22 protein-coding genes are annotated in these 25,959 nt (G+C 37.5%); 16 read left to right on the forward strand and 6 right to left on the reverse strand.

Going from position 1 to position 25,959, the window contains the following annotated elements:
* Nucleotides 1-230 precede the first annotated feature (230 nt).
* From cpaA to KIP84_RS07110, 4 genes are all read left to right on the forward strand, one after another.
* Nucleotides 231-2,012 carry a metalloendopeptidase CpaA gene (cpaA, locus tag KIP84_RS07095; protein ID WP_213689597.1) on the forward strand — a complete coding sequence of 594 codons (1,782 nt, stop codon included), beginning with the start codon at nt 231-233 and terminating at the stop codon, nt 2,010-2,012.
* A gap of 22 nt (nt 2,013-2,034) precedes the next feature.
* Complete coding sequence (gene cpaB / locus KIP84_RS07100) at nt 2,035-2,667, forward strand: metalloprotease secretion chaperone CpaB (protein WP_213689598.1); 633 nt, start codon at nt 2,035-2,037, stop codon at nt 2,665-2,667.
* A gap of 123 nt (nt 2,668-2,790) precedes the next feature.
* A complete protein-coding gene (locus KIP84_RS07105) occupies nt 2,791-4,878 on the forward strand; it encodes a DNA polymerase III subunit gamma/tau (RefSeq protein ID WP_213689599.1) in 2,088 nt (695 codons plus the stop codon).
* 323 nt (nt 4,879-5,201) lie between these two features.
* Nucleotides 5,202-7,430: a phospholipase C, phosphocholine-specific gene (locus tag KIP84_RS07110; protein ID WP_213689600.1), complete on the forward strand. Its 2,229-nt coding sequence runs from the start codon at nt 5,202-5,204 to the stop codon at nt 7,428-7,430.
* A 48-nt stretch (nt 7,431-7,478) separates the two neighbouring features.
* Here KIP84_RS07110 and KIP84_RS07115 read toward each other — a convergent pair whose 3' ends face one another.
* Nucleotides 7,479-7,913 carry a thioesterase family protein gene (locus tag KIP84_RS07115; protein ID WP_017387342.1) on the reverse strand — a complete coding sequence of 145 codons (435 nt, stop codon included), beginning with the start codon at nt 7,911-7,913 and terminating at the stop codon, nt 7,479-7,481.
* Nucleotides 7,913-9,070 (reverse strand): iron-containing alcohol dehydrogenase, encoded by a 1,158-nt coding sequence (locus KIP84_RS07120; protein WP_161282331.1) that lies wholly within the window; start codon nt 9,068-9,070, stop codon nt 7,913-7,915. The genes KIP84_RS07115 and KIP84_RS07120 overlap by 1 nt, the downstream gene beginning before the upstream one ends.
* A gap of 341 nt (nt 9,071-9,411) precedes the next feature.
* On the opposite strand from KIP84_RS07120, the gene KIP84_RS07125 reads away from it, so the two are divergent.
* Nucleotides 9,412-9,741 carry a YcgJ family protein gene (locus KIP84_RS07125; RefSeq protein WP_213689824.1) on the forward strand — a complete coding sequence of 110 codons (330 nt, stop codon included), beginning with the start codon at nt 9,412-9,414 and terminating at the stop codon, nt 9,739-9,741.
* A gap of 289 nt (nt 9,742-10,030) precedes the next feature.
* Nucleotides 10,031-10,261, forward strand: a complete 231-nt coding sequence (locus tag KIP84_RS07130) for a hypothetical protein (protein WP_213689601.1) — start codon at nt 10,031-10,033, stop codon at nt 10,259-10,261.
* Nucleotides 10,262-10,443: 182 nt separating this feature from the next.
* Here KIP84_RS07130 and KIP84_RS07135 read toward each other — a convergent pair whose 3' ends face one another.
* A complete protein-coding gene (locus tag KIP84_RS07135) occupies nt 10,444-10,911 on the reverse strand; it encodes a helix-turn-helix domain-containing protein (protein WP_017398914.1) in 468 nt (155 codons plus the stop codon).
* A gap of 62 nt (nt 10,912-10,973) precedes the next feature.
* Here KIP84_RS07135 and KIP84_RS07140 point away from each other — a divergent pair, with 62 nt between their 5' ends.
* The 5 genes from KIP84_RS07140 (at nt 10,974) to KIP84_RS07160 (ending at nt 15,172) form a co-directional block, all read left to right on the forward strand.
* Nucleotides 10,974-11,201 (forward strand): tautomerase family protein, encoded by a 228-nt coding sequence (locus KIP84_RS07140; RefSeq protein ID WP_213689602.1) that lies wholly within the window; start codon nt 10,974-10,976, stop codon nt 11,199-11,201.
* Nucleotides 11,202-11,457: 256 nt separating this feature from the next.
* Nucleotides 11,458-11,961 (forward strand): low molecular weight protein-tyrosine-phosphatase, encoded by a 504-nt coding sequence (locus KIP84_RS07145; protein WP_213689603.1) that lies wholly within the window; start codon nt 11,458-11,460, stop codon nt 11,959-11,961.
* 19 nt (nt 11,962-11,980) lie between these two features.
* The gene (gene murB, locus KIP84_RS07150; RefSeq protein WP_069030815.1) at nt 11,981-13,015 is read left to right on the forward strand and encodes a UDP-N-acetylmuramate dehydrogenase; all 1,035 of its coding nucleotides are present in this window, start codon (nt 11,981-11,983) and stop codon (nt 13,013-13,015) included.
* Nucleotides 13,016-13,019: 4 nt separating this feature from the next.
* Nucleotides 13,020-14,144, forward strand: a complete 1,125-nt coding sequence (locus KIP84_RS07155; protein ID WP_213689604.1) for a YdcF family protein — start codon at nt 13,020-13,022, stop codon at nt 14,142-14,144.
* Nucleotides 14,144-15,172 (forward strand): alpha/beta hydrolase, encoded by a 1,029-nt coding sequence (locus KIP84_RS07160; protein WP_002115207.1) that lies wholly within the window; start codon nt 14,144-14,146, stop codon nt 15,170-15,172. The genes KIP84_RS07155 and KIP84_RS07160 overlap by 1 nt, the downstream gene beginning before the upstream one ends.
* Nucleotides 15,173-15,228: 56 nt before the next feature.
* On the opposite strand, the gene KIP84_RS07165 is transcribed toward KIP84_RS07160, so the two are convergent.
* The 3 genes from KIP84_RS07165 to KIP84_RS07175 form a co-directional block, all read right to left on the reverse strand.
* Nucleotides 15,229-15,723 carry a hypothetical protein gene (locus KIP84_RS07165; RefSeq protein ID WP_213689605.1) on the reverse strand — a complete coding sequence of 165 codons (495 nt, stop codon included), beginning with the start codon at nt 15,721-15,723 and terminating at the stop codon, nt 15,229-15,231.
* Between the two features lie 62 nt (nt 15,724-15,785).
* Nucleotides 15,786-16,841, reverse strand: coding sequence for a linear amide C-N hydrolase (locus KIP84_RS07170; protein ID WP_213689606.1), 1,056 nt, complete (start codon nt 16,839-16,841; stop codon nt 15,786-15,788).
* A 211-nt stretch (nt 16,842-17,052) separates the two neighbouring features.
* Nucleotides 17,053-18,726, reverse strand: a complete 1,674-nt coding sequence (locus KIP84_RS07175; protein WP_016145697.1) for an FMN-binding glutamate synthase family protein — start codon at nt 18,724-18,726, stop codon at nt 17,053-17,055.
* A 683-nt stretch (nt 18,727-19,409) separates the two neighbouring features.
* Between KIP84_RS07175 and KIP84_RS07180 the strand changes: the two genes are divergently transcribed.
* From KIP84_RS07180 to KIP84_RS07200, 5 genes are all read left to right on the forward strand, one after another.
* Nucleotides 19,410-19,940 (forward strand): spore coat U domain-containing protein, encoded by a 531-nt coding sequence (locus tag KIP84_RS07180; RefSeq protein ID WP_068563029.1) that lies wholly within the window; start codon nt 19,410-19,412, stop codon nt 19,938-19,940.
* A gap of 82 nt (nt 19,941-20,022) precedes the next feature.
* Nucleotides 20,023-20,730, forward strand: a complete 708-nt coding sequence (locus tag KIP84_RS07185) for a fimbria/pilus periplasmic chaperone (protein ID WP_068563030.1) — start codon at nt 20,023-20,025, stop codon at nt 20,728-20,730.
* A 40-nt stretch (nt 20,731-20,770) separates the two neighbouring features.
* Complete coding sequence (locus tag KIP84_RS07190) at nt 20,771-23,179, forward strand: fimbria/pilus outer membrane usher protein (RefSeq protein WP_228308311.1); 2,409 nt, start codon at nt 20,771-20,773, stop codon at nt 23,177-23,179.
* Nucleotides 23,170-24,198: a spore coat U domain-containing protein gene (locus KIP84_RS07195; RefSeq protein WP_068563032.1), complete on the forward strand. Its 1,029-nt coding sequence runs from the start codon at nt 23,170-23,172 to the stop codon at nt 24,196-24,198. Before KIP84_RS07190 ends, KIP84_RS07195 begins: the two co-directional genes overlap by 10 nt.
* Before the next feature lie 573 nt (nt 24,199-24,771).
* Entirely contained in the window at nt 24,772-25,938 is a 1,167-nt protein-coding gene (locus KIP84_RS07200) for an MFS transporter (protein ID WP_213689608.1), read from the forward strand.
* The last annotated feature ends 21 nt before the right edge of the window (nt 25,939-25,959 follow it).

Here is a 25,959-nt window from a genome sequence, read left to right on the forward strand (position 1 = left end):
TTCTTCTTATCCTTAAATTTCTTTTTAATATTTTCTACATATTAAAAATTGGTTATTTAATTCTCATAAATAAACTATTCTTTAAAAGGGTTCATATTTTTATTTCAAAATGATTCATTATTCATGTATTTGAAATTTAATGAAAAATTAATTATTGTGAAATTGACTGCTTAAAAATGGTTTGCTAACCTGCTATTCGAAAAATCTAAAAACAAATAAAAGAGGCTGCTGTGAATTTTAAATTAAAAACATCACTCATAATTGGAGCAATTGTTGCGTCTTCACTTGTATATGCCGCAACTGTACTTTCACCAAATCAGAATAATAATAGTGGATCAATTCCATCCGGTTATTCAGATTTAGAATTTAATCTAGCAAATGGGAATTGGGTCAAAAACCTCACTTTACCCTCAAGCGCTAATAATTTGGACAAAATTACAATTCGTTCTAGTGCTGCCTATAGTAGCTATTTAGATACTTCTAATACGAATATTCCGTTAGAAGTATTAAAGATAAATAGTGGTGATGTTTACCAATTCATCTTTAATAGTAGTCAAAATAAGTGGATCGCTCAGTTAGCGACAGTGAGTCCTACTAATGGTGCGACCTATGAAGTCGTTCCATTAACAACTGCATCAATGCAAAAAGTACTTATTCAAAATGACAAATGGGCACAAACCATAGCATTACCGAGTGATGTCCGTGATGGAACAACCGTACAAGTTGCTTCTACAGCAAGTGCAAGTTCGGACATTGATAAAACAAATTTACTATTCCCGAGCAGTTTCTCATTAAAAAATGGATCTGAATATTGGTTTAAATATTATTCTGCTTTAGGAAAATGGGTTCCAGAGTATATAAAACCTCAGAAGTTAAATGTTCAGCAAATTGGAACGTCATTAGCGACAGTTAATAGTCCACTTACAGAAATTTCATTTGGAGATGGAAACTGGGTTTCCAATTTCACTTTGCCGACCACTGCAAGTGATCGAGATAGAATTATTATTAAGTCTACTGCAACTTGGTCTGCAAAAATTAATAATACCAATATTAATAGCCAAGCGACACTAACGCTTAAAACAGGCGATCAATATGAGTTTATGTATGTAAGCGACAAAGGCTATTGGCAGTTGATCTCTTCACCTACAAAGGTGATTGATTCAGCCGCAACAATCCCTGCAACTTTACCGAATATGACTCAGCCTACTTTAAAGGTAAAACTTTCTACCTCAAATTGGCAGCCAACCTTACAACTACCTGCTAAAGCTCAAGTCGGCGATAAAGTTGTTATTGTGTCAAATGCATCGGCAGACACCTATATTAATGCTGCTAATGGCTTGTCTACCGCAATTAAAAATGGTGAAAATCGCCGTTTTATATACACTGCTCAAGGCTGGACAGTAGATAGTTATACAATTGATATGTTGTTGGTTTCTAGCCCAGAGGTAAACTCAATTTTAGGAGAAAGCGCTGCAAAACTTAGAATGATTGAAGGCGTAAATTTAACGAATTTAACTGCTGAAAATTCGAATGCACGTTTTTATTTAAGAGATGTAGGTTATCTAACTTATAAAATTCCTGCTGCCACGTTAAAAGAAGCAATCTCTACTGGACGAGATGACACCACGGTACAAAATGAGCGAAAACGTGTATTGGCAGACGGTGTCTATTATCAAGGTAATGAACCGGGTGATGGCGGTTGTGGTTGGGCTTGGATTAATGCTTCTGCATATAACATGATTGGCGCAAATGATATTGCCGGTTGTTCTTTCGCTGCTATGCGTCATGAAGTTGGGCACAATCTTGGCCTATACCATAATGGCTCAACCAATATTGGTTCAGGCTTTGCTCATCCTTTAGGAAGTACTGCAATGGGTGGTAATAATATTAATTTTTATTCGAGTCCCTATCTATATAACCCTAAATATGGTGTACGTTTAGGTGTAGAAGGAAAAATTGATGCGGTCAGTGTCATTAATCTGAATGCACAGAAAATTTCTCTATATAACTAATCTCTATTTCTAGCTGTAAATAATGAAGAAAAATAAATTGTTAATAGGAACTGCTATCGCTTGTGTGGCGTTAGCAGTTTTAATCTGGTTTACCTTTTCACAGCAAAGCTCTTCTGCTTTAACGTCTTCTTTAGAAAAGGGGCAAGGGACTGGGCAAAAAGTGGCAGATAATCAGAATGAATTTGCTCGTCAAAATATGCTGAATTTGAGTTCATCAGAAAAGGAAAAGTTGTCTCAGCAACAGATTGTTTTTAATGAAATAGAAAAGGATCAACTGCCTTCTAATCTTAATTTTCCACTAATTAAAAATGCAAAAGGTATGGTCATTAAATATGATCCAAATGTGATTGAGCTTAAAAAAGTGGGTGACACTGTTAAGTTTCAAATGTTGGAATATGGCATTAATCGCACTGGCAAAATTGTAGAGATCGAACCTGTTGACCAAGATATTGTTCGGTGGACTGGTAAATTTGATCAGGGCGATCCGAATCAAAATTTCTTTACCATTACTCAAAGTCAAAAAGACCACTATACGATCATGCAAATTTTTACCGAGAAGGGAAATTATTCGGCTGAAATTAAGGATGGTGTGGGACTCGTGCAAACGATGGATGAGGGTGTTACAGATCAGGAGTTACACCATGATCATCCTTAGACAAATAAACGGTTCTGGTAGAGAAAAGAAGCCAGTTCGCAGTTTATCTGTACGGATATGAGCTTTATGCGTTCACACTCTTTTAAAAACAAAGTATGCTTATGCCTGTAACAAGGAGCATACATGTATCAAGTACTTGCTAGAAAATACCGTCCACGTAATTTCAATGAGTTAGTGGGGCAAAACCACGTTTCTCGTGCATTAAGCAGTGCATTGGAACGCGGTCGTCTTCACCATGCTTATTTATTTACAGGAACGCGTGGTGTAGGTAAAACTACAATCGCACGTATTTTAGCCAAGTGTTTGAACTGTGAAACGGGTGTGACTTCTACGCCATGTGAAGTCTGTGCAACCTGTAAAGCAGTAAACGAAGGGCGTTTTATTGACCTAATTGAAATCGATGCTGCTTCAAGAACCAAAGTAGAAGATACGCGTGAACTTTTAGACAACGTTCCTTATGCGCCAACGCAAGGACGTTTTAAAGTTTACCTGATTGACGAAGTACATATGCTATCGATGCATTCTTTTAATGCGTTATTAAAAACACTAGAAGAACCACCAGAACACGTTAAGTTTCTGTTTGCTACGACTGACCCACAAAAGCTACCGATTACAGTCATTTCACGTTGTTTGCAATTTACTCTACGACCTTTAGCTGTCGATGAAATTACTAAGCATCTTGGCGCTATTCTCGAAAAAGAACAGATTACCGCTGATCAAGATGCAATTTGGCAAATTGCTGAATCTGCTCAAGGTTCATTACGTGATGCATTATCTTTAACTGACCAAGCCATTGCTTATGGTCAAGGTTCAGTACATCACCAAGATGTTAAAGAAATGCTTGGTTTGATTGATCGTACGATCATTTATGATTTGATTTTGGCGATCCATCAAAACCAACGTGAAAAAGTTAGTCAGCTTTTATTACAATTTAGACATCAAGCGCTAGATGTTTCACTTGTGCTTGATCAGCTCATTTCGACATTGCATGAATTGGCAATTTTACAATATCTACCTGATTTGAGTTTGAAATATAGCGATGAAATCAATCGCAAAATCATGCAATTGTCTAAGTTGATTTCTGCTCAAGATTTACAGCTTTATTACCAAATCGCATGTAAAGGACGTTCAGATTTGCAACTTGCCGTGACGCAAGAGCAAGGTTTTGAAATGTGTGTTTTACGCTTGTTGGCATTCCGTCCTTTAGCGCCTAATGAAATTTTAGTATCAGAGCCTGTTCAACAAAATGAGCAAGCAATGGTAGGGCTAAATCAACAAGTTCAGCAAACAGCTCAGGAGATTACTCCGGTAAATACGGTTCAGCCTGTTGAAGTTATTAACCAGCCCGCTATGGTTGAACCTGAACCTGAACCTGAACCTGAACCTGAACCTGAACCTGAACCTGAACCTGAACCTGAACCTCAGTCTAATCAGGATTTAATGGTATTTGACCCAAATCATCATGAGTTGATTGGGCTTGAGTCAGCAGTTGTTCAAAAGACTGTTAGTGTTCTGGAAGAAGATTTCATTCCGGTACCCGAACAAAATTTAGTACAAGCTCAGGCAGAAACCCAAGCAAAACAAATTGAACCAGAACCAGCTTTTGCTACTGAGCCTCAAGGTTTGTTTGAGACATCTAGCGCTGAATTTTCTCTTGATCAAGATGCGCCTATAACTCCTGATTTGTCTTCTGAACCTGTTATTGAGCAGCAGTCATTGGTGCAGGCTGAAGTTGTTGTTGAAACAGTTCCCGTTGTAAAAGAGTCTAGTGCAACTGATCACGGTCAGTTGATGCCTCAAGATATCTTGAAGCTTTCTCCTCAAGTTTTAGAAGGTGAATGGACACTCGAAAAGTGGGAATATTGGTTTAGAAATAGTCAGCTTTCTCCAGCTGTTCAAGAACTTGCTCAACATGGTGTGATGACTGGTGAAATTGGTGGCAATACTATTTTCCATATTCCTCAAGAATATGAAAATATGCTGACCCAATTACAACAAGGCCTTATTGATGCATTAAATGAGCAATGGCCGAATACTCAATTTACAGTTGAATATGGTGCTTTAAATACATCTACACCCTATACCATTCAAAGTGCGCGTAAAGAAAAAGCCTTTCACCGAGCAGCTGAGCTATTGCATCAACAGCCAGTTATTAAGAGTCTTATAGAGACTTTTGATGGCGAGCTACAAAATATTCAATTAAAGCCTTAAATTCATCTGATTTTGATCTGGTGCAGAATATGAAAATAATAGACTTTTCATATTTTTCACTGGATTGAAATATTGAGGTCATGTCACTGTCATTGTACTTTTCTATGTTAGCCATTTTAGATTTTAAATGGATTGTACATAGCAATGAAAAGGCAATGCTCAGGAGTAACTTCCTTTAAATATTCATATTTTTTATTAATCGGCGCGATTCTGCTGAGTGGTTGTAACGAATCGGCAAATGATAATTCAAATACACCAGATACAGGGAAAAAACCTGTAATGCGCTGTGCTCCATAAACTTAAATAATAAAAAGAACCTAATCATGATTACACGTCGTAAATTTTTAAATTACTCTTTAAATATGGGTTTTGGTGCTGCGGCATTGGCAGCGTTCCCATCTAGTATTCAAAAAGCTTTAGCAATTCCTGCAAATAATAAAACTGGGACCATTCAGGATGTTGAACACGTTATTATTTTAATGCAGGAAAACCGATCTTTTGACCATTACTTCGGAACATTAAAAGGTGTTCGAGGGTTTGCTGATCGTTTTACGATTCCTTTGCCAAGTGGCCGCCGTGTTTGGGAGCAGCTTAGAAGTAATGGGCAAGTCTTAACGCCTTTTCACTTAGATGGTACAGCCAATAATGCACAGCGTGCAGATGGTACGCCTCACACATGGGATGACAGTCAGCTGGCTTGGGACAATGGGCGTATGGCGAACTGGCCAACCCACAAAACTGATATATCTATGGGTTATTTTAAAGAAAAAGAAATTCCATATCAGTTTGCACTTGCGAATGCTTTTACGATTTGTGATGCCTACCATTGCTCTATGCACACTGGAACAGATGCAAACCGGTCCTATCATTTAACGGGTACCAATGGTGCAACACCGACCAAGCGTTCATTTGTAAACAATGAGTGGGACTGGATTGATGGTAACCCAGCGACAGCAGATCGCGGTTATACATGGAAGACTTATGCGGAGCGTTTAGAAGAAGCAGGTGTAAACTGGATTTGTTATCAAAATATGCCAGATGAATGGGGCGATAACATGCTTGGGGCATTTCGTTCATTTAGAAAGGCCAACATTGCATCTGGTTATCCGGTTGCAAGTGGCGGCGAACCGAATAAACCGTATGCGGATACGGGTCAAAAACTACCGTATAAAGCCTATGATGCTGAAATGGATAATGCCAAAAATCCATTATATAAGGGCATTGCAAATACGCTGCCGGGCAATAAACCAGAAGAGTATCTTGACGCTTTTAAACGCGACATTCGTGAAGGGAAGTTACCTCAAGTCTCTTGGATTAACGCTCCATCGATTTATTGCGAACATCCAGACCCTTCAAGCCCCGTTCAAGGGGCATGGTTTATTCAAGAAATTATTGATGCTTTAACTGCCGTGCCAGAGGTTTGGAGTAAAACAGCACTTATTATCAATTTCGATGAAAATGATGGTTACTTTGACCATATGCCATCGCCATCAGCGCCATCTCGACTTAAAAATGGTCAGTATGCTGGCAAATCGACATTAAGCAGTGCCGATATGCAGGACGAATATTTCGATCATGCTGCACCTGAGGGAAGTCATTCACAGCCTACACCTGATGGACGCGTTTATGGTCCGGGTCCTCGTGTTCCGTTATATGTGATTTCCCCATGGAGCCGTGGTGGTTGGGTGAACTCACAAGTGTTTGATCATACTTCTGTGCTCATGTTTTTAGAAAAACGTTTTGGGGTTAAAGAGCCGAATATCAGTCCATATCGCCGTGCAGTGTGTGGTGATTTAACTAGTGCATTTAACTTTAAAACACCAAATGCAGATGTTTTACCGCAGCTGAATGGTAAACAAACACGTGTGCAAGCAGATGAGTTAAGAGAAAATCAAGAAGCTTTGCCAGCTGTACCTGTACCCACGGATACTAAGTTACCGATTCAGCAAAGTGGCATACGTCTGTCGCGTGCGTTACCTTACGAGCTACATACCAGTGCACGCTGTAATACTGATGGCAAAGTGCAATTGATTTTCTCTAATACGGGTACGCAAGCAGCGGTTTTCCATGTATATGACAAGCTCAACTTAGACCGAATTCCTAAGCGTTATATTGTCGAGCCGAATAAAACTTTAGATGATGAATGGGACGCTTTAAAAGATAACTTGGGCCGTTATGACCTATGGGTACTTGGCCCAAATGGCTACCATCGTCATTTCAAAGGGGATACTCAACGTATTGTTGATAGTGGCGTTAAATCTGAAATTCGAGTGTGCTATGACATTGCCAATGGTGATGTTTATGTCGAACTTATGAACGATGGTACTAAGGATGCGATATTGACGGTAAAACCGTGTGCATATCGACAAGATGCGCTGTTACAACTTACCGTAAAAGCGGGACAGGTTGTTAAGCAGCATTGGGCTTTGGCCGATGTAGGGCATTGGTATGATTTTGAAATCACCAGTCAGAGTGATCCATATTATTACCGACGTTTTGCTGGTCGAGTCGAAACGGGTGAAGATTCCTTTAGTGATCCTGCAATGATGTAAGTCAAGACGAGGCAAAAAGAGCTACGTATTTTCTTTTTGCCTCATTTTTTATAATAAGAAATTCTCTAAAACCTCACGAACTGTCTCGGAAATTGGCACAGTCTTACGCGTTTCGCGATCAACAAACACATGCACAAAATGTCCTTGAGCTGAGGCTTGGTTCTGACCTTGTTTAAAGATTGCTAATTCATAACGCAATGAAGTCGTACCGATTTTACCAATCGCAACACCTACTTGAATAATTTCTGGAAATGACAATTCCTGAAGAAAACTACAAGCTGAATCGACCACTAACCCAATTGCTTTTGCTTCATGAATATCAAACCCTGTTTTTTGGATGAGCAAAGCATTGGCCGCTGTATCAAAGTAGCTATAGTAAGTCACATTATTCACATGACCATAAATATCGTTATCTGCCCAACGCGTTTGAATGTCTAAAAAGAATTTAAATTGATCACGGGTTTTTAAAACTGGTTTAGTCATTAATGAATCGCCTGATAAATTGCCAAAGCAGCGGCTTCTGTCATGTCACGTGGGTTATTTTGTAGTAAACGGGTTTGCAACATGGCATCTTGAGCAAGTCGAGGTAAGCTGGACTCGTCAATACCCAAATCACTAAGTCTTAAAGTCAAGCCACTACGGTCTAAGTGGTTCTGCATGTGGTCAATAAATAAATCACACAAGCCATCAGTGCTGCCATTACTATATGGATCGAGCCATTGCATAAGCTCCGCATAGTATTTTTTTGCATTGGGCGCATTAAATTTTAATACTTCAACCAACACTAAGGCGTTGGTATGCCCATGCGACAAATGAAAATGTCCACCCAATGGATAAGCTAAAGCATGTACCGCAGCAACGGGCGAATTTGCAAAGGCTTGACCTGCGAGCATTGAACCAAAAAGCATGTTTTGACGTGCTTCTAAATCATTACCATCTTTAAGAACTTTTGGTAAGTTATGATTTAACAACTTCAAAGCATGCTTGGCTAAAATATCCGTATAAATATTTTTTTTATGTTTAGAGGTATATGCCTCAATAGCATGTACCATCGCATCAATACCTGTTGCAGCGGTAATATGTGCTGGAAGATTTTGAGTAAAAGTAGCATCAAGAATTGCAGTGTCGGCGTATAGTACTGGAGAGACAATCCCCATTTTTGTCGTTTCACCTGTGGTGACAATCGAGATAGGTGTTACTTCTGAACCTGTACCCGCAGTAGTAGGAATTAAAATAAGAGGTAGGCGAGCTGTGGTGATTTGGTTTACGCCGTACATCTCTTGCAAACTTTGGGTCTGGTTAGGGTGGGCGAGTAAAGCAATAACTTTTGCAACATCTAGAGAACTACCGCCACCAAAACCAATAATGACATCAACATTTTGCTGTTTAGCATAAGTGGCTGCATCTAGTACTACCTGTTCAGGCGGGTCAGCTTGCACATCAGCATAGATGACATATTCAATATTGAGCGTATCTAAAATTTGAAGGATGGGACGGTGTAATTGATTTTTAACCATGCCTGCATCGGTGACTAGCAATAACTTACGGTAAGCTTTTGACGAAAAAACATTTTGTAATTCTTGTATAGAGCCTAAGCCAGAGATGATATTTGGAACAGTTTGAAATTGAAAATGGCTCATATACATTATTTCCTTATTTTTGAACATTATTGTTGAATGGTTCTATAAGATTCAATCTCTAAATAAGTTAGCATAAGAAACTTTAAAATAAAGTAGTTCTGAAGTGACTATGCTTTTCTTAAGCCTTGTGCCACCCATAGATAAATACTTTTTTGCAATGTTGGGTCCGACATGTAAGTGAGGATTACCAAAATATTTAAACCCTCGTCGAAAAGTGGGCTTTTTGTTATTTATAGGGTTCTGTAGATTTTCTGGCAAGCTTCTAATTTATATAATGCCTTAACAATTTATAATTTTATCGGTTCTAAAAAGTGAAAATTTCTAAAACTTTTCTTAGTATTATGGGATGTACGTGTTTGATGCTTAGCTCGGCAGCAATCGCGAAAACCAGCTCTAGTGTATATTCGCCTACAAAAGGTGTAATTTGTGATAAATATATTTGTGCTGACAAAAAAGGTGTTTCTAAAAAGCTTACAGCTAAATATTTAAGCACTTATAAAGCGAATAAAGCCTTCTCTCAAGGTAATTTTGATACTTCAGCGTTTACGCTCTCAAACGGTGTGTTCTGTGATACTAAAACAAAACTATGCCATGTCGATCGATACTTTGAGAATGGGCATCGCAGTAAAATTGATAGAACTATGACGGATAAGCTTTTCAAAAATAAATGATTTTTCTATTGCAGAAATGAGGTAAATATCTCTGATAGATGAGTCTATCAAAGTAAAATTAAATCACAAAAGACCCCGCTAACTATCGACTAATGGCGGGGTTTTTTATTATTAAGTATTTCTGTAATATCAATTTAATAGTATAGGGTGAAAAAATACTAAGTGATGAGGGTGAATAATTAATAAGGGAGGGTTTAGTTTTCGGTAGGATCTTTTCTGATTGGGAAGGGAAAAAGGATCTTTTTATTATTAAGAAAAAACATAATTTTTAGGTGGAATTTAAATAGTGATGTACACAATTAGATATGTTCATCGGAACAACACTTACTATATTGCTTCGAACAATGAAGGAAATTTTATTATTCTTGAGTCACTTGATTCAGAGTTTCGTATGGGCCACCAAATTTCATATGATGGTGAAAAAGTATTTAACCTGACACTAAATGACGAAACGGATGCAGTCATTAAACTTGAGAGTAACGAAAAAGGAGTCTATGAGTACTTACATTCAGTTAAGTAAATAAGCTTTTTTATTCTTAAGTATTTCTGTAAGATCCTTCCGTTGCTTTAAACAACAATAAACCTTAATGATCAGCGCAAAAGTCATAAGGGGAAAGCCTACTTGAAAAAGTAGGCTTTTTTTTATTTATCTATAAAAGCATGCTGAGGACTTTATGATCTGTGTAGCTAAGTTATAAAAATTTATTTTTTGCAATGAATGAGCTTAAGTTCTAAATTCTTAAAATCTATAACTTGATTAGAAGAATCAACAAGTTTTAACTTAAGTTCATCATCAGTACTCTTATTAAAAACTTTCACCACATCTTTACCAGCTTCAATAAAATTACCGCCAGACTCAAGCATGGCGAGTAAAACAATATTTAGACTTTTGCCTTTTTTAGTAAGTAAGTATTCTTTACGTTCTCGCTCACCAACTTCTTTATAAATTGATAATTCAAATATTTCTAATTGGATGAGATGCTTTAGACGATTAGATAAAATTTGCTTTGATATGCCTGTATTTTCTAGAAAATCATTAAATTTTGTTACCCCATAGAAGGCTTCTCTTAACAAGAGGATCGTCCATCTGTCATTCAATATTTCTGTAATTTTGAAGATCCCACATACATCTACTGGAAATTTATGATCTGGAATAATTTGATTTGACATCAGTGGAAGCTCCAATTAGTATGAGTCTATAATTTAGACCTAGATTTGATTCAGGTAGCATTATGCCATTTATAAATATACAAACTATAGAAGGTTTACTAGATAAAGATAGTAAGGCTGAGCTTTTCAAGCGAATAACAGATTTATTTGTAGAAATAGAAGGAAAGGGAAATCCTGCTTTTCGAGAACATGTCTGGATAAGAATTGATGAGCATCCTCCTGAACATTGGCGATTAGGCAGCTTCAGGCCTACGAAAGAAATGATTGAATTAATCACTGCATCAAAGTGATGTTTGTAATGCCCTATAAATTAGGGCTTTATTTTTATTTAATTACTACAAAAATACAAGATTAGCTAATTTATCGTCTGATTTATCAACTTTTAATCTATTGATAAACATTATTTTCCTTTTCAACCCAAGTGAGTTTTGACAAAATGCAACAAGTCACGCTGGTCAATTTGGTTCTTATAAACTTATAGTCTGTTAAGATTGTGCATGATCCCGTTTATTTTTATGTAATTCAAATGTTTGGAAGTAATTTCTAATGGAAACACAATATAAGGTGTTATGTGTCTGTTTAGGAAATATTTGCCGTTCTCCCACGGCTGAGGTGGTTTTCAGACATTATTGTGACGCGCATCAACTCAATGTGGTTGTCGATTCAGCTGGAACGAGTAATTATCATCCCAATAAATCGCCTGATCAGCGTAGTCAGTTGCATGCCAAGAAAAGGGGCTATGACTTATCATCTTTACGTGCAAGACAACTTTCAACTCAAGACTTTTTAGAGTTTGATTTGATTTTGGCAATGGATCATCAAAATTTTGAAGATATTCATGACGTGTTGCAAAGAGCCGTTTCCCAATTTTGCGCACATCAAATTCGTGCAAAAGTAGCTTTAATGAGTGAGCATGATCCTGAATACCCACAACAAGCGTTGCCTGATCCTTATTATGGCGGTGCTGATGGTTTTGAACGTGTACTCAATCAATGTGAGTCCAGTAGTTTGGCATGGGTTAATATTTTAAAAAAACAATTGAATGTTTAAGAATAGGTTTTTCAACACAATGCAAATTCAGAATCAAGTACAGCTTAAGCCATTCAATACTCTAAGTTTAGATGCAACTGTTTCTCACTATACTAAAGTTGGCAATATTCAAGATATTGAATCAGCTTTAGAGTTTGCTGAGCAGCATCAGTTAAATGTACTTGTATTATCGGGCGGTAGTAATATGTTATTACCGCAGCAGATCAATGCTTTAGTGATTCATCTTGATATTCAGGGAATTGAAGTTTTATCAAACGATGATGATTTTGTGCGGGTTAAAGTTGGCGCAGGCCAAGTCTGGCATGATTTTGTTTTATACAGCACTGAACAGAACTGGTTTGGTTTGCAAAATTTAGCCCTTATTCCAGGTTTAGTCGGTGCTTCACCCGTACAGAACATTGGTGCATATGGGGTAGAGGTAGGTGAGTTTATTGAGTCAGTACAAGTGTATGACCGTAAATTGAAGCAAACTCAGACAATTTTAGCGGCCGACTGCCATTTCGCCTACCGCCATAGTATTTTTAAAGATGATCCAAACCGTTACATTATCACGCATGTTACTTTTAAATTGCTTAAACAGCCGCATTTGAAACTTAACTACGGCGACTTGAAACAAGCAGTTGGAGACAATCAGACTGCCGAAAATTTACAAAATCAGGTCATCCATATTCGTCAAAGTAAACTTCCTGATCCAAAAGAGTATCCAAATGTCGGGAGTTTTTTTAAAAATCCGATTGTTAAACCTCAAGAGTTTGAACGCTTAGTCACACAATTCTCAACAATTCCACATTATCCTCAAGCGAATGGAAACGTTAAAATTGCAGCAGGATGGTTAATTGATCAGGCGGGTTGGAAAGGGAAGCAACTCGATATGGTAGGGATGTTCCATAAACAGGCATTAGTTCTGGTGAATTATGCCAATGCATCTCTAGCTGATGTAAGGAAAACTTATCAGGCTGTACAACATGATGTTGATCAGCTTTTCCATATTATGTTAGAACCAGAACCTGTGCTTTATAACAGTTTAGGTTTAATTGAAAATCATACGGAATAGTTTTATGCCAAAAGTACACTTAATGGTACGTTTAGTACAAGTAGTCACCGTACTATTTGTACTATTAGGCTGTTTCGTGGTTTTTTTATATTCGCCATTTTATTCAAAACTTATTGTAGCTGGGCTTAACTATTTTGTACCTGTTGATGTTAATCAAGTCGCTGCTGAGAGCCAAAGACAGGCTGCATTAAGTGAGCATGATAATTTAGAGCCGGGTTCAAATTTATGGATCGCTCGTCAGGCCTATTTAAAACTGACAGAGCAAGCGTTACGTGAAAAAAGAACATCTGATCTGACCTATATTCAAGAGAATTATAAAGCCTTGCAGCAAATTATTCTTTTAGAAGAAAAGGAACAGGATTCGGAAGAGCAAGCAGCATCTGTAACGGTTCCTTTAGTCGCTAAAAACTCAGAAATTGATGCCGCAGATGAGGCGAGTAGTCTTGTTGACGAAGCACTTTTTATTAATAGTTCTGAAAATAAAGCGCTTACTGAGCAATATACAGAGTTTTTAGCAAGAAAACCTGTGGTGCCAGAGCATCAAAAAGCTGTCAGTGAACCTGAACAAAAAGTCGAGTATGTGCGTAAAAATCCATTACCAGTACAACCTAAAAATTTATCAGAACCTTATGCAATTGTTGTGTTGGGTGGCGGATTAACCTTAGATAAAAATGGTAAGGATATTGTAGTTAATGGCTATACGCGTTTGCGATTAGAAAAAACTTTAGAAGTTGAAAAACAAAATCATCTGCCTATTGTGCTTAGCGGTGTAGAAGCACCTTATATGCAAGCTTGGTTAAAAGAGCGCGGTGTTGATGCAAAGCTATTAGAAAAGCGTAGTATGAATACCTGTGAAAATACTCGCTTTAGCTCTTTATTGCTTCAGAAAAAAGGCGGAGCACCGACAGTCATGTTGGTTACAGATGAATACCATATGCCACGTACACGCCGACTGTTTGCTTTAAATGGTATAGAAACTATTCCTGTTGTAGCTCCAATGCCAACTCCACTGACACGTTGGCAACCAAGTGTGCAAAATTACGATCATAGCCGCCGTGCAAATTATGAATTACTTGCGACAATTCGCGACATGTTGTTTGGCTCAAGTGATTGTCGAGAGGTTCCTTAATGTCAGATATTCCATTTCTCAATCCTGCCGTATTAAAACAATTAGATTTACCGGTTCCTAATCGTGATCTTACGCCACAGGTTTTGAGTCCACTTAACTTAAATACATTAGAAGAACCTTCTCGTGATTTGCTGGCCTACCGCAAATTGTATGGTTTACATTTACTTGAATGTGACCATTGGCAAGGTTATGTTCAAATGCCTTTATTCCGTTTGCATGTGCAAGTTTTCAAACCTAAAGTAGAAAAAATACAAGGTACAGTTTGTCTATTGCATGGCTATCTTGAGCATAGCGGTATTTACCAGCCAATTATTCGTGAAATTCTTGAGCAGGGCTTTAGTATCATTACTTATGATTTGCCGGGGCATGGATTAAGTGATGGCTCACCAGCCAGCATTAAAAACTTTGATCATTACCAGCAAGTTTTGATGGCTGTTTATCAATATGTGAAACATGCAGATCAGTTACCTAAACCATGGGTCGGTATTGGTCAAAGTACGGGTGGAGCAATTTGGATGCATCACTTATTAGAATATGCTGAAAAACGCCAAGATCCGATTGTAGATCGAGTACTTTTACTTTCTCCGTTAATTCGCCCTGCAAAAACCGCGTGGTGGCATAACCCCGTTGGATTAGGCATTATTCGCCGTATTAAGCGTCAGGTACCAAGGCATTTTAGACGTAATAATCATAATCCTGAATTTTTGCGTTTTATTCGTTTAAAAGATCCTTTGCAACCCCGAATGATGGGCATGGACTGGATTTTAGCAATGTCAAAATGGATGCAGGAAATGGAAGAGCGACCTGCTTGCCGTATCCCAGTCTGGCTTGCACAAGGTGCTCTTGATCAGACGGTTGATTGGCGTTACAACATTGAATTTATTCGTCGTAAATTTAGACTCCAAACGTTGTTAATGCTTGAAGAAGGCTCTCATCAATTAATTAATGAGCGTGCTGATATACGTGCGGCTTTAACGGGTTTGATTCCGGCCTTTTTGCATGCAAAGCCAAAACATTTTTATTATTAGAAAAGTCATGCATCTATCCAAAATTCTAGATAGATGCATTATTTAATCTTTGTAGTTTATTTTGAATTTTGATAAAGCTGCATAAAGTTTTTATAAACCGAAGACTGCTTTTGTAGACTATACATATTGCGCTCGATTGTTCCTTTATCTGTTTTGATTAAAACATTCACATTTTGAGCATTTTTAAATTCTTGTAGGAATTGACTTGGAATAACAAAGTAAGTGGTTGAATGTTTAGGTACTAATCGGCTCACATTTGTCTTTTCAGTGGCTTGAGCTGGTTCGTAATTGAATCGTTTGCCATCAATATCAAAAGTCAAAGCGTTAATATCATAAAAGTTATAACTACTACTTAAATGAACATCTACTCGAAGCTGATTTTTTTGATTTTCGTTCCATTGAACCAATAAGCTTGGGCATAGTTCAGTTGGTGAGCAGTTTAGTTGACCAGCTGTCTTTACCTCTTTAGGAGCTGGTGTACTAACCTGTGTGGTGCTACACGCTGCAGTAAGTAGACATGAACCTAATAAGAGTAGAGATTTCTTCATCATATAAATTCCAAGATCGTATGTTTAATATTATTTATGTTAAGAGTAATAAATTTTGACATAAATTAACGCGTAGTTGGACCTAAAAATACAAATGGTTTTGCAATTTTAAAGGAAGAGGTGGCATCACCTGCATAGATATGGCTTTGATCAGGTCCTAAATCAAGTCTACGTGTTTTACCATTTTTAAAGTTAATCTTTTTTAAGTCAACCCAAAATACATTTGGTGAGAGAGCGGATTCAAAAAAGTAGAGCATCTGTTTGTGGTCGGCAACAGTTCGCCAGCGAGTCGAAGAGATATTAGGTTCTTCTTGAGTATTTAAGCCATAGGGAACAGATGCATTGCGAATCACACTAAATACAGAGGCTTGTGCTTGTTTTGTATTATCATTTTTAGGAATAGCATTAATGTAAAATGATGCACGTGCAAAGCGATCAGATGCTCTGTTAGTACCGGGAAGCATAATTGTTCCACCAATTTGCTTCCAATATTCAACAAGTGCAAGTTGTTTATCGAAAGTAGGTGAATTGGTCATGACCTGATAACTTCGGCTATGGTGAATCACTTGTTTTCCACCAATATATTCAATAATTGCGCTATCACCTGTTTTATCAGAAATAGATAAATGTAAGGTGGTGAGCCGTGTTTCACCGGGAACATTGTCGGTAATAATAGTATAGGGTTCTTTTTCTAAGGCCTTAACGGCTTCATCTACAGTTGCAAAATTATCAAGTACATATTGAGCCCATGCTGCAATACTTAATAAAGGCTTATCTGTCTTTTTTGCATCTGGGTATTCAGACTCTACTAACCATAAAATATTAGCAACCAAACCTGCTTCATTCATTCCATCTGTTGTGGAAACTTCATAACCTGTAGCAATTACACTTCCATATTTCGACGTCCATTTTATTGAGTTGGGACCAGCACTACCGTCACGGCTAACCCCGCTTGGCATAATCCATAAGTTGGTACCTGTATCAACCTTCCAGTCCATTGAGCGAGCAGTAATAATATGTTGATTATTACCTAAATATACGGCACGTGTACAAGCAACAGCATAGCTACTTAAGCCTACAGCGATTGCAACAAAAGAAGAGATGAATGTTTTTTTCAACATGATGAGGTACCTTCTTGTTATAAGCATTAAAAAATTTTTATTAAATAAAATTAAAATGTGTACGTTATTTATACTTTTATATTAGGTGAAAAATCTATTAAATACAAATTAAAAGAGGGGTGAAATTTAAGCAAAAATCACATATTAGGTTTAAATATGGAAGAGCATCACACTATAAAGGTGATGCTCAAATTATAAAAATTAATATAAATTAAAAATGATTGGCATCAGCCATATTCCACATTCGATAGTAGAAATTATCATCGTCATTGTTAAGTTCAGATTGTAAAAGTTCACCTTCTTTCAAGAAAAAATGCAACTGAGCATAGTTCTTAATTTCACGGTCATTTACTCGCTGAGCCAAATGATGAGCTTTAATATCAGAAGGATGGCGTAAACCCGCAGCAGCAATCATTTCTGATAACGCATGCAACGTATTTTTATGAAAATTAAATACTCGTTCTGATTTAGTCGGTACATCAATTGCTTTTTGACGATCTTTGTCTTGAGTCGCTACACCTACAGGGCATTGGTTAGTATGGCAGCTTTGTGCCTGAATACATCCAACCGCAAACATGAAACCACGTGCTGAATTAACCCAGTCTGCACCGAGTGCAAAAGTGCTAGCGATATCAAATGCACTAATGATTTTGCCACTTGCGCCAATTTTAACTTGATCTCTTAGCCCTGCACCCACAAGAGTGTTATGGACAAAGCGTAAGCCCTCTCGTAATGGGGTACCAATATTGTCACTAAACTCAATTGGTGCTGCACCAGTACCACCTTCAGAACCATCTACAACAATAAAGTCAGGAACAATTTTTGTTTCAAGCATTGCTTTAACAATACTCATAAATTGCCAAGGTTGACCAATACACAGTTTAAAACCAACTGGCTTGCCGCCAGATAATGTTCGCAGCTTCTGTAAGAAATGCATCATTTCAATTGGGGTAGAAAAACTAGAATGCTTAGCAGGAGAAATACAATCATGATCGCGTGAAACGCCACGAATTTGGGCAATTTCTTCGGTAATTTTATGCTTAGGTAAGATACCGCCATGGCCCGGTTTTGCACCTTGTGAAAGCTTTAATTCGATCATTTTGATCTGTGGCAATTGAGATTGTTTAGCAAACTTTTGTTCGTCAAATTTTCCATCTAGGGTACGGCAACCAAAATAACCACTGGCAATTTGCCAAACAATATCTCCACCATTTTCGAGATGATAAGGGCTTAAGCTACCTTCACCAGTATCGTGATAAAACCCACCTAATTGTGCTCCTTTATTGAGTGCTCGAATTGCATTGGCACTTAAACTACCAAAGCTCATGGCAGAGATATTCATAATGGATGCGCTATAGGGTTGAAGGCATTGCGCATTACCTACCTGAATGCGGAAGCTTTTTGGATCAGCTGGTGGGCAAGGGCTTATTGAGTGGACAATAAAGCGGTAATTCTCTTGATAGACATCAATAATTGAGCCAAAAGGTTTATCTGCATTTTCGTTTTTAGCACGTTGATAAACTAAGCTTCGTTGCATGCGAGAAAAAGGTAGAGCATCTTGATCCGCTTCAATAAAGTATTGACGAATTTCGGGGCGTATATCTTCAAACAAAAAACGAAAATGTCCCATAATTGGGTAGTTTCTTAAAATAGAATGTTTATTTTGTAAAACATCATAGAGGCCTAATAGGCTTAAAGCGCCTGTAACTACCCATAAACCATTAAGGAGAGTATCAGAAATAAAATAATAGATACTATGAGGGGTATAGACGGTTCGAAACCATGTGATGCTGAGCGCAGTAAAAATACATAAAAACCAGAGAGAATGACGTGAAAAAAATGTATTGAGAAATTTATGTCGAATGATTTGTGCTGGACTCGCCATATTGGAACAAATTCCTAATGTTTTACTGATACATACCTTGCCAAGAAGGAACTAAAACCACAAGTATGGAATTGTTAGCTTAAGGACGGTATAACAAAATCCAAAGATTATTAGGTTTGATTTTTCATTTAATTTTTAGAAATAGTTGAGCTAGCAATATATACTTTTAGTAGTGAAGACCCGCCTCTAGCCATTGAAATCTCTAAAAAAATTCTAAAGATGTGATAAAACACTTAGATTTCTTATTCATAAAGTATTATTTTCTTATTCATTTAAAATATATAGAATAATCAGGTGCTTGCTTTTTGTTCTTATTTTTTTTGACTAAACTTTAAAAAATTATAAAATGCTAAAAGTGATGGTAAACTTTAACTAATGAAAATTTATAATTTTTTTAGAAAAACTAACAAAATTTGAATGAAAGTATCAAAAATTAATATAAAAGCGTGATAAAGCATGAAAAAGTTTATAATTGAGAAATTCATCAAAAGTGGAATTATTAATTGATATTTAGAATGAAAGCTTTGTTAGTGTTTTTGTTGTTTTTTTGTATTATGCGCCGTAAGTAGAGTAAAAAAAATAATGCTTTGAAAAATCAATCAGAAAAATTAATGATTGTGATGGGGAAGGCGAGTTTTTACATCTATTAATTTTATTGGCGTAATGTAAAAAGGTTTTTAACCATGAATAAGTCTCTCATTTGTTTATCAGCAATTGCTATGGGTTTAACGTCTATCAATGTTGCAAATGCAGCTAACGCAACCGGTACACTAACTGTTAAAGCAACGATTACAAACAGTTGTGTTCTCAACACTTCTGCAACAGGTACTACGTCAAATGCAATTTTAGATTTTGGCACTTTAAATTCGCTTGCGAGCAATGTAGATGCGGACACTACAACGACAGGTGGGACTGCAATTAAAGTTTTATGTAACAACACTGTACCATGGACTTTGGCTTTTGATGGCGGTAAAAACGCTCAATCTACTCAACGTAACATGATTGGTGGGGCGACTAGCAACGAATATATTCCTTACAACCTTTTCTCAGACACAGGACGTGCCACAGCAATAGGTATTTCAACAACTGCTTATAGTGGAACAGGAACTGGTAATGTTCAGACAGTGAACGTTTATGGCCGTATTCCTGCTGGCACTACTTTGCCAAGCGCGGGCAGCTATGTTGACACTGTGACTGTAACAGTGACTTATTAATTTTTAATAAGTTTAGTTGCGTCATCGCTAGCTCTTTTTAAGGGAGCTAGCTCAATCTGAGAAAAGTAGTTCTGGGCAAATCATGAAAAAAAATATCTTTGTTGTTACAAGTTTATTGTTATTTTTGCCTAGTATGCTAAATGCAGCATCAATTCGCCTTTCACCTGTTAGTGTTGAAATATTGAGTGATCAGGCTGCATCTTCCATTAGTTTATATAACCAGTCAAATGAAAGCGCTGATTTACAGGTGCGTGTATTTGAGTGGAGACAAAATGCTGGTCAAGATCAGTTAATCCCTACGGATGAGATTGTAATTAGTCCACCATTTTTAAAACTACAACCTAGTGACTCTTATAACTTACGTGTAGTTAGAGTTAACCCAGAACCTGTTTCTGGTGAAAAAACTTATCGTATTATTATTGATGAATTACCCAAACCGATTGACAGTCGTAAAGCTGATCAAGGGGTTAACGTACTACTACGTTCGTCATTACCTGTATTTGTCGTCAATAAAGATGCGATTACTAAACTGAATTGGTCAATACAACAAGAACAAAATAACGCTTATCTCACCATAAGTAATGTTGGTAATCGACATGCGCTTTTAAATAACTTAATACTTGTGGATACAACAGCAAATAAAAGCTATCCCATTAAAGTAAATACCGTGAATGGTTATATTCTTGCCGGGAAAGCGAGAAATTTTAATATTAGTCCGGATTTTAAATTTCAAGCAGATCATAAATATAATATTTCATTAAATATTAACGGTAAGCAAACATCTCTTTAAAGAGGCACATATGAAATATATCGTAAGTGCCTTATGTGTTATGTACTTGCCGATTCATGCCGCTGCTGAATCATTACAAGATAGTACCAATGCTGTCTTACCAAGTATTCCAGAAGTTACGAATTCTGCTCATCAAGCATTTGGTTCTGATCAGGGATATATACAACTATTTTTAAATATCTCTGTTAATTCAAATGCTTCTAAAGATTTAATATCGGTGCGGCAGGATCAAGATAGAAAGCTATATATCCGCTCACGTGATTTAAAAACTTTAAGATTAAAAATGGATGCACATATCCCAGATAACCAGTGGGTGTGTATTAATGATCTAAACGGAATCCAGTTTAAATATCTGGAAAATGAGCAGTCTTTAAACTTAAAAGTTCCATCGAACATGTTAACGGGTTACTCAGTTGATTTAAGTAGTCAGCAGATCACTAGCCCACAATTGCTAAAGATGAAACCCTTAAATGCAGCCATTTTGAACTACAGTCTGTATAACACCATAACCAATGACGAGAACGTTTTCTCAGGTACGGCTGAGGGTATTTTTAACAGTGCAATTGGTAACTTCTCATCAGGGGTTTTATATAACGGTAGTAATGAAACTAGCTATAGCCATGAAAAATGGGTACGACTGGAAAGTAAGTGGCAGTATGTAGACCCTGAAAAGATCAGGATATATACCCTAGGGGACTTTATTTCCAATAGCCCGGATTGGGGCAGTAGTGTCCGTCTGGCTGGTTTCCAGTGGTCGAGTGCTTATAGCCAACGCGGTGATATTGTCACCTCAGCACTTCCGCAATTTTCTGGCTCGGCAGCATTGCCTTCAACACTGGATTTATATGTCAACCAGCAAAAGATTTATTCAGGGTTAGTCCCATCAGGCCCATTTGATATTAAACAGCTCCCATTTATTTCAGGAAATGAAGTCACCCTTGTGACTACCGATGCAACTGGAAAGCAGAGCATTACCAAAAAGCCGTACTATTTTTCATCCAAGATTCTGGCAAAAGGCATAAATGAGTTTTCAGTAGATGTTGGTATTCCACGCTACAACTATGGACTCTATTCAAACGATTATGATGATGCCACCTTTGCCTCAGGTGCGATCCGATACGGCTACAGTAACTCACTGACTTTAAGTGGTGGTGCAGAAGCTTCAACAGATGGCCTGTCGAACCTCGGCACAGGATTTGCCAAGAATATTTTTGGTATTGGGGTGATCAATGCTGACATTGCAGCAAGCCAGTATAAAGATGAAAACGGTTACTCTACCTTGCTGGGTTTAGAAGGGCGCATCAGTAAGAACATTTCATTTAACACCAGTTACCGTAAAGTATTTGATAACTATTTTGACCTTGCCCGTGTGTCTCAAGTGAGATATTTAAAAGATAACCAGATCAATGCCGAGTCACAAAACTATCTCAACTACAGTGCATTGGCAGATGAGATTTTTAGGGCAGGGATTAACTATAACTTTTATGCAGGTTATGGGGTTTATCTGGGCTATAACCAGATCAAATATAGTGATAACTCCTATAAATTACTGTCTACCAATTTAAGTGGAAGTTTGGATAAGAACTGGGGTTTTTATGCATCAGCGTATAAAGATTATGAAAACCACAAGGACTATGGAATTTACTTTGCGCTGCGATATACCCCGTCCAGTAAAGTGAATGCGATCACGAGTGTATCTAGTGATAGTGGTAGCTTACGGTACCGCCAAGAAATCTTCGGTTTGTCAGAACCCCAAATTGGTTCGTTTGGCTGGGGCGGTTATGTTGAACGTGATCAGGATGCGCAGGAGAATAATGCTTCAATTTATGCCTCTTATCGAGCACGAGCAGCTTACCTGACAGGACGCTATAACCGATTTGGAGACAACGATCAGGTTGCACTTTCAGCAACAGGTTCACTGGTTGCGGCAGCGGGACGTATCTTTGCGGCCAATGAAATTGGAGATGGCTATGCGGTCGTAACCAATGCAGGGCCGCAAAGCCAAATTCTAAATGGTGGTGTTAATTTAGGTGCGACCGATAAGTCTGGCCGATTCTTAATTGCGAATTTAAGACCCTACATGTCTCATCATATCTACCTAGACCCATCATATTTACCTTTAGAGTGGGAAGTGAGCTCTACGAATCAGACAGCGTTTGTAGGTTACCGCCAAGGAACCTTGGTTGACTTCGGTGCTCATCAGGTCATTTCAGGGTTAGTGAAACTGGTTGATCAAAACAACTCACCGTTAATGCCGGGTTATGCCGTTCAAATTAATAGTCAGCAAGATGGAATAGTTGGTTACGACGGCGAAGTATTTATTCCAAACCTGTTAAAGCAAAACAAACTTGAAGTTGATCTTCTGGATCATGGTTCATGCCAAGTTGTTTTTGCGTATGAAAATAAGCAATACAGTGCTAAAAAATTGGGGCCTTATGTATGTCGATAAATATTGCTAGCTTTAACCAACCGACAACATTTAGAGCACTTTCATTTATCCTGAAATATTTTTTGGGAACGGGTTTGCTATGCCTGATCTTTACATTTTTTAATTCCGCCCATGCAGATTGCACAGCTACAGCGCCAAATTCTGGCACATATACATACACTGCTGCAACAATTAACAATGATGCAGTATTGACATACACTGGGACAATACGTTGTTATGGAGCACGTTCAACACCAGAAATTTCAGGTTATATGTGTATGAAAACCGTTTTTACTGGAACCACGAGTAGTAATAATAATGTTTCATTACCCTATACGGTAACTGCAAGTGTAGGTGGGGCTGGCTCTTCTACCACTAATCAAAATTCGAATGTCTGGTATGGGCCTGTGAAAACCGTCTCTTCAAAGAATGTTATAAGTTACTCAGTAAATATAAAAGTACCAGCTCGTACGGGTTCGCTCATGGCATATCCTAAAGGAACCTATACGGGTACGGTTCAGCTATTTTGGGACATGCAAGCAAGCTCTAGCACAGTGTGCGAAGGTGATGGTGGTGGAGGTTGGGACTCGGGTAATACCACCATAACTGCTAATTATGTTGTGCCAAGTTTGTGTCAAATAGATTCAACATCAAATGTCGATTTTGGAAATATTAATGATATTGGTAAGACTACTCGTGATTATACAGCTCAAGGAGTGGTGAATACGACCTGTAATAATGGACTGCCATATAGTATTTATTTGGGGGATGGAAATAACCGTATTGCCGGTGGTTTTAGGCAGATGGCAAATGGTAGTGGTCAGTACATTCAGTATCAGTTATATCAGAACTCGAATTATAGTACGGTATGGGATACTACTGGTGGTGTAAGCGCAGTTGGAGGTTCTGGAGGTGTTTCTAAAACAGGTTCGGGCAGTTCTCAGGGTACAAATGTCTATGGAAAAATTCCGCAAGGTACCACTATTGCAACAGCTCCGGGTAATTACTCAGATACGATCGTTGTTACAGTAACTTATTAAGAATTTTTTGATTCTAAGATTGGATATTTTACCAATGTTTTGAGTGGCGGAGATGAATAATAATTAGTTTTTAAAATTGATATTTAAGCTAGGCTCGACTTAAAGATGTAGTTTAAAAGGGGGCCTTATTTATAGAATTTGATGTTTAATTGTTCTAATTTAAAAGAAGCAGATAAGTTTAAAAAAAGTAGGGGTGATAAGTGGTTAGCGATAATGTTGTTTCAGGATGAGTAAAAACAGAAAAAGACAAATTAAAAAAATAAGAAAAAACATCTGATAAATATATACCTTGTGAATATTAAATGTATTTTTACACAAGTTAACAGATTGTACAAATTAAATTACAGTTCTCATTTCTTTCTTTATTTTGTCTTATCAATCATTTAATTATTTGTATTGGAAAACAAAGTGTTAAAATTGAAAGGCTGAGATGCTCTGATATGTTTAATTGTATTTTATTCGGTGAATCTACGAATCGAAATTTGTGGATGCTTAGTAGTACTAAAGACAAATGGCTACATGTGTGACAGCTATCCCGAATTTTAACCTCATGAAAATACAAAGGTTTATAAATTGTTTCAACCACTTACTATCCAAACTCGACTCGGTGGATTCTACTTTTTCTACTATTCCATTGTGGGTACATTCATGCCTTATTGGAATTTATATCTTCAAGATCAGGGATTTAATTATCAAGAAATTGGTGTTTTATCATCAATTGCGATTGTAACTCGTTTTTTTGCGCCTTTAGTTTGGGGGTGGATTGCTGATAAATCTGGTAGGCGGATGTTGCTTGTTCGGATAGCAACTTGGATGGAATCTTGTATATGGTTGGCTATTTTTATAGTGCCAAATACTTTTCAATCAGTTGCTTTGCTTATGCTTATTTTTAGTTTCTTTCAAAATGCGATTTTAGCTCAATTTGAGGGAGTCACTTTATTTTGGTTGGGTAATCAAAAAGCTAAACTTTACGGCAAAATTCGTAAGTGGGGATCGGTTGGGTTTATCGTTGGGGTATTCACTATTGGGGCAATTTTAGAAATAGTGCCTATTTCAATGCTCCCAATTTTACTATTAATTATCGCATCACTAGCGTTTATTTGGTCTTTCTCAATCCGCGAACCTGATAGCGCGCCTACTTCCCAAAAACATTTAGAACCTTTACTTCCTGTTCTTAAGCGCCCAACAGTGGCTGCATTTTTTGCAATTGAATTTATTCTACTTTTTTCACATGCGCCTTTTTATAGTTTCTATAGTAATTTTCTGAAATCTTTGAATTTCAGTACGACTGAAATTGGATTTTTATGGGCCATGGGTGTTTTTGCTGAAATTTTTATGTTTTCAATTGCCTCAAAGATTTTTCAACGTTTTTCGTGGCGCAGTTTAGTCGTTGTGTGTCTGCTAGTGACGAGCATACGTTGGATGCTAGTTGCAGTATTTTCACATTATTTTATTGGTCAACTTTTTGCGCAGTGCTTACATGCCTTTAGTTTTGGTTTATTTCACTTGATCGCAATGAGAGTTATTTTTCAAAACTTTTCTGCTGGACAGCAAGGGCGTGGACAAGCACTTTATAGTACCATGTGGGGATTAGGTGTAGCTTTCGGTAGTGTTCTGGCTGGGCATTTCTGGAAAATTCTTTCTGGTGAACTCATCTTTATGTGTGCCAGCGTGGTTGTGCTCTTAGGTTTGTGCTTTGTAAAGTGGCTTCCGAAACAAGTCGATTCTTCAACTGCCTAAGCTTGAGATCATGCAAAACAA

It is taken from the genome of Acinetobacter sp. BHS4 (assembly GCF_018454425.1).
Taxonomy (GTDB): Bacteria; Pseudomonadota; Gammaproteobacteria; order Pseudomonadales; family Moraxellaceae; genus Acinetobacter; species Acinetobacter pittii.